Annotated in this window: 7 protein-coding genes; 6 read left to right on the top strand and 1 reads right to left on the bottom strand. The window is 42.7% G+C overall.

The annotated features are described in order from the left end of the window. From RMY64_RS29560 to RMY64_RS29545, 4 genes are all read left to right on the top strand, one after another. On the top strand, positions 1-314 hold a 314-nt coding region (locus RMY64_RS29560), incomplete at its 5' end, for a hypothetical protein (RefSeq protein ID WP_322701866.1). Next, positions 314-808, top strand: coding sequence for a DUF1772 domain-containing protein (locus RMY64_RS29555; protein ID WP_322673213.1), 495 nt, complete (start codon positions 314-316; stop codon positions 806-808). The genes RMY64_RS29560 and RMY64_RS29555, both read left to right, overlap by 1 nt. A 47-nt stretch (positions 809-855) precedes the next feature. After that, entirely contained in the window at positions 856-1,479 is a 624-nt protein-coding gene (locus tag RMY64_RS29550) for a class I SAM-dependent methyltransferase (RefSeq protein ID WP_322701865.1), read from the top strand. 120 nt (positions 1,480-1,599) lie between these two features. Further along, on the top strand, positions 1,600-2,493 hold the full coding sequence (locus RMY64_RS29545) for a lysophospholipid acyltransferase family protein (RefSeq protein ID WP_322701864.1): 894 nt from the start codon (positions 1,600-1,602) through the stop codon (positions 2,491-2,493). Between the two features lie 475 nt (positions 2,494-2,968). Here RMY64_RS29545 and RMY64_RS29540 read toward each other — a convergent pair whose 3' ends face one another. Continuing rightward, positions 2,969-3,934, bottom strand: coding sequence for an SGNH/GDSL hydrolase family protein (locus RMY64_RS29540; protein ID WP_322701863.1), 966 nt, complete (start codon positions 3,932-3,934; stop codon positions 2,969-2,971). 835 nt (positions 3,935-4,769) lie between these two features. On the opposite strand from RMY64_RS29540, the gene RMY64_RS29535 reads away from it, so the two are divergent. Further along, entirely contained in the window at positions 4,770-7,664 is a 2,895-nt protein-coding gene (locus RMY64_RS29535; RefSeq protein ID WP_322701862.1) for a glycerol-3-phosphate acyltransferase, read from the top strand. After that, positions 7,661-8,008, top strand: coding sequence for a cupin domain-containing protein (locus tag RMY64_RS29530; protein WP_322673208.1), 348 nt, complete (start codon positions 7,661-7,663; stop codon positions 8,006-8,008). The genes RMY64_RS29535 and RMY64_RS29530 overlap by 4 nt, the downstream gene beginning before the upstream one ends. Positions 8,009-8,191 lie beyond the last annotated feature (183 nt).

Raw genomic sequence — 8,191 nt, 5'->3', positions numbered from 1 at the left:
GATTCGCGAGTATGAAGAAACGACTCAGCAAGATGAGTAACCCTCTGGGGATTCACAGTAATGTAGTCTGTAGGTCGTTAATGTCAAAAGGTTATAAATACATTGTCGCAAGCAGTGCGATCGCTTGTAAAACAAACTGCTTGCGTCGCAACACAGTAATAAGACTAGCGATGGGAGCAACAGCAAATAAAATAATATCGTGTGCGATCGGATCAGCCCAAAACCCAGATTGTAGAGACGCGATTTATCGCGTCTTGAAAGACCAATCATCTACTGTGAACAAGGCGTTGGGCAGTATTAACAGGAGGCTTTAATGGTAATTGTTGACAATTTGCGCTTTCCTTTGACGCTTTTCACAGCACTAGGCTGTGCGCTTGTGGCTGGCGTCTTCTTTGCCTTCTCGACTTTCGTGATGAATGCCCTTGCACGACTCCAGCCAAAGGAGGGCATTATCGCCATGCAATCGATCAATATCACTGCGATCAATCCGTTGTTCATGTTGGCACTCTTTGGAACGGCTATGGCTTGCATCTTTCTAGCGATTTCCTCGGTATTAAAGTGGCATCAACCTGGTGCTGCCTATTTGCTTGTCGGTAGCCTCCTGTATCTGATTGGCACCGTTCTAGTGACGATCGCTTTCAATGTGCCACTCAATGATGCCTTAGCGATCGCCAAACCGGATAGCACTGAAGGCGCGAACCTATGGGCTAAATATCTTACCAATTGGACGTTCTGGAACCACGTTCGGACAATAGCAGCACTTGCGGCAGCAGTTATACTCGGACTGTGCGATCGCACGGTGAAATAGAAACGATCGATATGTATAATACCCTTTGCTGGGTAAAATGAAGCTATATGAGTATTCAAGCAGCATACGATAATTGGTCAGCCACATACGATGCTGACGAAAATCTGACGCGCGATCTCGATCGAATCGTCACCAGAGAAACCTTGATGGGTTTGAGGTGTAAATCAGTCGTAGAAATTGGCTGTGGCACAGGTAAAAATACGCTTTTACTTTCACAAATTGCTCTGAAAGTTTGTGCGATTGATTTTTCAGCACAGATGATCGAAAAGGCAAAAGAGAAAGTGAGGTCTGCGAATGTAGTGTTTATTACCGAAGACATTACTAAGCAATGGACTTGTCATAATGAGTCTGCCGATTTAGTCACTTGTAATCTTGTTCTAGAACACATCGAAGACCTCAGCTTGATATTTTCAGAAGCATCTCGTGTCTTAGTTAAAGGAGGATACTTTTTCATCTGTGAGCTTCATCTATGCAAGCAATATCAAGGAACAAAAGCTAATTTTCAAAGACAGCAAGAGTCCATTGAAATTCTGGCATTTGTGCATCATTTATCAGACTTTTTTAACACAGCGAAAGTTCATGGCTTCCAACTTGAGGACTTCAAAGAGTGGTGGCATGAAAAAGATCAAAATAAACCACCCAGACTTGTATCAATTTTGTTTAGAAAGTAATTTTTTTGACTGGGTTAAAGCCTATATTTAAAGGATAAATACGACTAAAAAAATAATTTCGAAGCCGTAATTCTTGATATTTCTAATGTAGTTTTTTCAATTTAGACTTAACATATTTTTATGGAATTTCCAAAACAGGTAGAGAAAATTTCTGTCAGCGCTGACAATTCTTTAACATCAGAATTCTCAAAAAAGATTCATCAGTCATTAACACAGCGAGATCCTCAGTTTATTGAATTACTGATGCCTGTATGGGAATGGTTTTACCGTTATTACTTTCAAGTAAAAACTGATGGATGGCATCACATCCCAACAACAGGGAAAGTACTACTGGTTGGCTCTCACAATGGGGGCATGGCTTCTCCAGATTTAATCATGATGATGTACGATTGGTTTTCGAGATTTGGAACCGAGCGTTTGGTGTATGGTTTAATGCACCCTTCCGCTTGGAAAGTGAGTCCAGAAATAGCAGGATTAGCCCAGAAATTCGGAGGAATTGTTGCACATCCCAAAATGGCTAGCGCGGCTTTCGATCGGGGTGCTAGCGTTCTGGTATATCCTGGTGGACAATATGATATGTTTCGTCCTCATAGCCAACGCTATAAAATTCATTTTGCCGGTCATCAGGGCTTTGTCAAACTGGCTTTAAAACAAGAAGTTCCGATTGTTCCTGTAATCTCGGTAGGCGCTCATGATAGCTTGATAGTCTTATGTGATTGCTATGATTTAGTCAAACAATTGCATCAGTGGGGATTGCCGTGGTTATATCAAATTGACCCTGGTGTTTTCCCAATTTACTTAGGTTTGCCTTGGGGCTTGTCTATTGGCCCTTTGCCAAATATTCCTTTACCTGTGCAAATTCATACTCGTATCTGTCATCCAATTATTTTTGAAAGATATGGTCAAGATGCAGCTAGAGATCGTAACTATGTGAATGCTTGTTATGAAATAGTTCAAAGTCAAATGCAAGAAGAGTTAAATAATTTGGTTAGAGATACTCAGAAATCTAGCTAATCTCATGTCCGGTTAAAGACTGATCATTAAGAGGTTGTTTGAAAAGTCGTAAAGTATACCAGAGACCACACTTCCATTCCTCTCCCCGAAACTGAGAGAGGCTTTAAAACCCCCATTTCCTTGTAGGAAAGGGGGGCTAAGGGGGTTAGGTTTCAGAGGTCTAGAAGTTACCAAAAATACTTTTCAAACATCCTCTAAGCTCGACTTTATCCAAAATTAAGAACTTGCTTATCTTGATACGGCAAAAACCCTAGCTTTTTGGCAAAAACTTTTTCCATGTCACTGATTATCGGTTAAATCTAAAAAGTAAAACTACCGTCCCACAAAGGTTTCAGTGTCAGGTTTTGGGTTTCGTAAAAATGGATAAAGTCGAGCTAAGAGGGCAGGGGAGTAGGGGAGCAGAGGAGCAGAGGGGCTTTCTGCATAGATTCGGGAATTAAAACTAATTAGCCGGACTTGATATTAAACACGAATATTAGTGGCGAGGTGACGAATATGCCAGTATTTCCAAAAGCGATCGCTCCATAACTTCACTGACAAATTTATTTCCTTGCAAGTTGAGGTGAATGTGGTCGTGAAACAAACCTTGGGGGTTGGTAGTTGAATTGAAATTCGGTAAAAAGTCTATATAGTTAATTTGCTGTGCTTTGGTAAAATCACTCAAGCGCTGACGTGCTTTAATTTCGTAATCGCGGGGGCCTGGTTCACCAATTTCTCGTAGCAAAGGAGTCATCACCAGCAGAAATTTGCTGTTGGATTGGCGAGTCAAGGCTTGAATTTTAGCGATCGCCTCCAAATTAATCCCCACGCGATCGCCTGATTCTTTTTGCACGGCTTGTAGTTCAGGAATTGGCTTTTGCTTGACGATATAACGCTGCCACACTTCCACTAATGCCAGGGGAGGTTTACGATCTGGATAATTGCGATCGCGTCCTACTGGTAATGAAGTAGGAGGAGTAGCAAACAAATCATCGGTATTAATTAATAACACCACTGCTTGCGCGTTAAAATTGCCAAACTTCTCTAAATAAGCTAATTCATTCCTTGGCCCCCAAGAGTTAGCTGAAGCATTTAGCACTTCTACTTCCTGATAATTACTATTAGTGGATGATGGTAAAGAACGCATCATCAAACTAGATATTGTATTAGTCTGATCTGTCCACCAGCCACCATTAGCAATAGAATCACCTAAGAGGAGAATTCGCAGCCCAGAAGGTGCAGGTATCTTTTTGATCGGACTACCTCGCATAGAATATTCATTAATTTCAATGCGATTCCCAAAACGACGGGTACGTTGGTTAGGAGCCAACAAATAACCAATTTGCTCATCGCCAATATAAATCAGGGGATTACCAAAACCAAATAGCGATCGCAGTCCAATCTCAATTACCAGAAACAATCCCACAACCACCGCCAAAATTACGCTCAGTGCTATTTTCACCTACTCACACCCTCTTATACTGAGTTGCTTTTCAATGATACTGGGGGATTGGGGATTGGGCATTGGGCGTTAGGAGTTAAGAGTTAAGAGTTAGGAGTTAAGAGTTAGGAGTTAAAGAGTTAGGAGTTAAGAGTTTTATTTATCTCCTTATCTCCCTTGTCTCCCAGTCCCCAGTACCCAGTCCCCAGTCCCCAGTCCCCCCCACTTCTAAATTTTTAAAGTGAATTTAACATCATCTGCAAAGAGAGGGACTACAATCAAGACGGACAAATATTTTATGCTCCAACAACAGAGGATTAGAAGCTGTGTCCGACTTAAATCGCGGAATTATGAAATTTAAGGGTGCAGATTCCCCAAAAGTAGTCACTATCTCTACCGTGTTGCTTCTGGGATCGATCGCTGCTCTCGTAATCTGGGCGCTGCAAGCTGCCTATGCGCTAAACTAAAACCATTAGTAGTCTAGAAGGACACTTGTCTTAAACGGTTTCCGTCTTAGCCAAGTGTCCATTTAGCAACTAGTAATTAAAAAAGAATCCAGAATCCAGAATCCAGAATCCAGAATGCTTTTCCTTGGGGAATTCAAACTACTAGCTGATTGTAGACTTATAAATCTATAATTTGGATTGTTTTTAAACCCCGTGTTCATCCTCTAGCCATCATTCTGAACGCCAGTTGCTCCACTTCGGGAAACCCCAAGACCGCACTGGCTCCTCCTGACTCCTGACTCCTGAATTCTCTTTGATAAAAGCCCCTTTTATAACCATCAAAAATTTCAGCAAAACTTTAGATTTGAGGTTTTAGATGGAAAATTTAAATCTAAAATCCAAATTCCAGAATGTTTGAACCTTGGGGTGTTTTCGCTATTTTAATTATCTGCCCCCTTTTGGGCGGATTACCCCTGATTGCATGGATAACTTACGCCCTGACGCGGAAGCAGTTATCACAAGTTGGTACAGGAAACATTAGTGTATCAGCTGCCTTTTATCATGGGGGTAAAATTGTCGGAATTCTGGCAGTCTTGTCAGAAGCTTTGAAAGGAGTTGCGGCAGTCTTACTCACCCGCATTTTCTTCCCAGATGGATCGTCTTGGGAATTGCTTGCCCTAATCGCTCTGGTAATCGGTAGATACTGGATAGGCAGAGGAGCAGGTACGACAAATGTTGTCTGGGGATTTGTCGTACACGATCCACTGGTAGCGATATTTGTATCTTTCTTTGCAGGTATTGCTTTTACAATTCTGCAATCAAGAAAGTTAGTCAAATTTGGGGTTTTGCTACTTTTTCCTTTGTTTGTGGCACTTCTGCACTTTAGCGATATTCCCAGAATACTTGCTGCTGTGGCCTTAGCTGGTTTAATGGGCTGGATTTACACCAAAATTGCTGATGATATGAAACTGCCAGCCCAAGAGGCACAAACTGAATCTCTTGCGATGTTGGAGTTTTTACGCGGCGAACGCACAATGGTTTCTCTAGATGAAGAGTTGAATGCTGCCATTGTCGGAGAAAAGGCAGCAACATTATCTCAAATTAAGCGCTGGGGCTATCCAGTGCCGAAGGGATGGGTACTAGCACCTATCGACAATCCAGAAGGGTTAACAGAATTTCTCCAGCCATCAGAATTATCCCCTTTGGTGGTGCGTTCCTCCGCTATTGGAGAAGACTCAGAATACGCTTCTGCTGCTGGACAGTATGAAACAGTTATAAATGTTACTAGCCAAGAGGGATTACAAGAAGCGATCGCTCAAGTTCAAGCTTCCTACAATCATCCCTCAGCTGTCCAATATCGGCGCGATCGCGGCTTAAATGATACAGCAATGGCTGTGTTGATTCAGCAACAAGTCCAGAGTGTGTATTCTGGTGTTGCTTTCAGTCGCGATCCCATTACCCAGCAAGGCGATGCGATCGTAATTGAAGCCCTTCCAGGCAGCCCGACGCAAGTTGTTTCGGGAAAAGTCACCCCAGAACAATATCGCGCTTTTGTCGTTGAAACAGAAAATTCTTATTCTGTACAATTAGAGGGTCAAGGACGAGTCCCACAATCATTAATTAAGCAAGTTGCTTACCTTGCTTACCGACTCGAAAAACGCTATCATGGCACTCCTCAAGATATCGAGTGGAGTTATGATGGGCAAACGCTTTGGGTGTTGCAATCTCGACCGATCGCCACTCTGTTACCCATCTGGACGCGCAAAATCGCTGCTGAAGTGATTCCCGGAGTAATTCACCCTTTAACATGGTCAATTAATCGTCCCTTAACTTGTGGAGTTTGGGGAGAATTTTTTACTTTAGTTTTAGGCGATCGCGCTTTGGGGTTAGATTTCGCCAAAACAGCAACTCTGCATTATTCCAGAGCCTACTTTAATGCTTCCCTCTTAGGAGATATTTTTCTCAGAATGGGACTGCCACCGGAAAGTCTGGAATTTTTAACCAGAGGAGCTAAATTAAGTAAACCGTCCTTGCAGTCAACTTGGGAAAATTTGCCAGGACTAGGGAAGTTGCTGAAGCGGGAATTAAATTTAGAAAAGGACTTCAAGGAAGATTATCACAAACGGTTCATTCCTGGGTTGTCGCAGTTGGCGCAGTCAGATATAGATAGCTTGGAACCACCGGCGTTGTTGGCAAGAATTGATTTTATTCTAGAGTTGCTGCGTCATGGAACGTATTACAGCATTTTAGCTCCCTTGAGTGCTGCCCTAAGACAGGCGATTTTTCGAGTAAAAGATGGGCAAATCGATCATAGCGTCACCCCAGAGGTAGCGGCATTGCGATCGCTCAGTGCGATCGCTACAGATGCCAAGCAGGTATTGGTTGAGTTTGAGCCACAGCAAGTATTTGAACAATTAAAGCAATCCCCGGAAGGAGAGAAGATCCTCCAAGAATTTAACGAATTGCTGCAAGATTACGGCTACTTAAGTGAGGTGGGAACCGATATCTCCGTTCCCACTTGGCGGGAAAATCCCCAAATGATTCAGCAGATGTTTGTGCAGTTAATGCAGGGAAACGAACCACAAGCAGGTGCTAAAGATGCGATTAATAGTATCTTTGCCAGTAAGCGCAAACGCTCTTTCGTGCAACGGCGCGTGGATATCAAAGGACGAGTCACCGAAGTTTATTCCCGGCTTTTAGCTGAATTACGTTGGAGTTTTGTGGCTTTAGAGAAGATTTGGTTAAAGTCTGGCTTACTTAGGCAAACAGGCGATATCTTTTTTCTCAATTTTGATGAAGTGCGGCGTCTAATTGGAGATGAAGATTCCAGCTTAATCGAGCAGTTAGATAAGTTAGTGGAATTTAGGCGATCGCAATTTCTGCAAGATAGCGAGATTATTCAAATACCTGTTTTAGTCTACGGCAATACACCTCCTCACCCCTTAGCTCCCTCTGAACTCTACTCTGACCAAATTTTACAAGGTATTGGAGCCAGTCATGGGCAAGCCGAAGGTAGGGTGAAAGTGTTGCGAAATTTACAAGACATTCCAGAAGTCGATCGAGATACGATTCTGGTAGTGCCTTATACAGATTCCGGCTGGGCCCCATTATTATTAAGGGCTGGAGGATTAATTGCCGAAGCTGGAGGAAGACTTTCTCACGGTGCGATCGTTGCTCGTGAGTATGGAATTCCCGCCGTGATGGATGTTCGCGGTGCTACATGGCTTTTGCAAGATGGTCAACGAGTCAGGATTGATGGGTCTAGGGGTATTGTGGAATTATCTAATGATTTAAGACCCGAATGATTACCACTTCCCTGAAAGATTTGCCTGAAGAGTCGGTTTCTCACAATGCCGAAATCAAGAAAAAGGTGATGTTACGCTTCGGCGATTTACCTCACCTAACTAACTTTTCTCAAGCACGTTTTGCTCCTGGACAAACCGCACCAGCACACGCGCATCAAGATATGTGCGAGGTATTCTTTGTAGAAGCTGGTTTGGGAGTAATTCACATTGATGGTACAGAATACCCCTTGCTTCCGGGAAACTGCGTAGCCATCGAACCGGGAGAAGTACACGAAGTTGTCAATAGTGGCTCAACCGAACTTGTTTTGACATACTTTGGTTTGCGAGTCGAAAAATCGAGCTAATCATTCAGTTAGGATCGTTAACTAGCAATTGAGGTTAATTTGATTTTGAATAAAACACGCAGGGGGACATAACAATGTTATGTCCTTAGAAAAGTTTGCGGATGTTGCTTATAAATCAATACATTTCAGATCAAATCAAAACCCTGATGTAGAGACGCGATAAATCGCGTCTTCAAAAATCAA

Source organism: Nostoc sp. DedQUE08 (genome assembly GCF_034530895.1).
In the GTDB taxonomy this organism is placed as follows: domain Bacteria; phylum Cyanobacteriota; class Cyanobacteriia; order Cyanobacteriales; family Nostocaceae; genus Nostoc.
This window is presented reverse-complemented; position numbering and strand designations above follow the sequence as displayed.

Coding starts and splice junctions, on each gene's coding strand:
- RMY64_RS29555 (WP_322673213.1), top strand. CDS start 314: ATGGTAATTGTTGACAATTTGCGCTTTCCTTTGACGCTTTTCACAGCA.
- RMY64_RS29530 (WP_322673208.1), top strand. CDS start 7,661: ATGATTACCACTTCCCTGAAAGATTTGCCTGAAGAGTCGGTTTCTCAC.
- RMY64_RS29535 (WP_322701862.1), top strand. CDS start 4,770: ATGTTTGAACCTTGGGGTGTTTTCGCTATTTTAATTATCTGCCCCCTT.
- RMY64_RS29550 (WP_322701865.1), top strand. CDS start 856: ATGAGTATTCAAGCAGCATACGATAATTGGTCAGCCACATACGATGCT.
- RMY64_RS29545 (WP_322701864.1), top strand. CDS start 1,600: ATGGAATTTCCAAAACAGGTAGAGAAAATTTCTGTCAGCGCTGACAAT.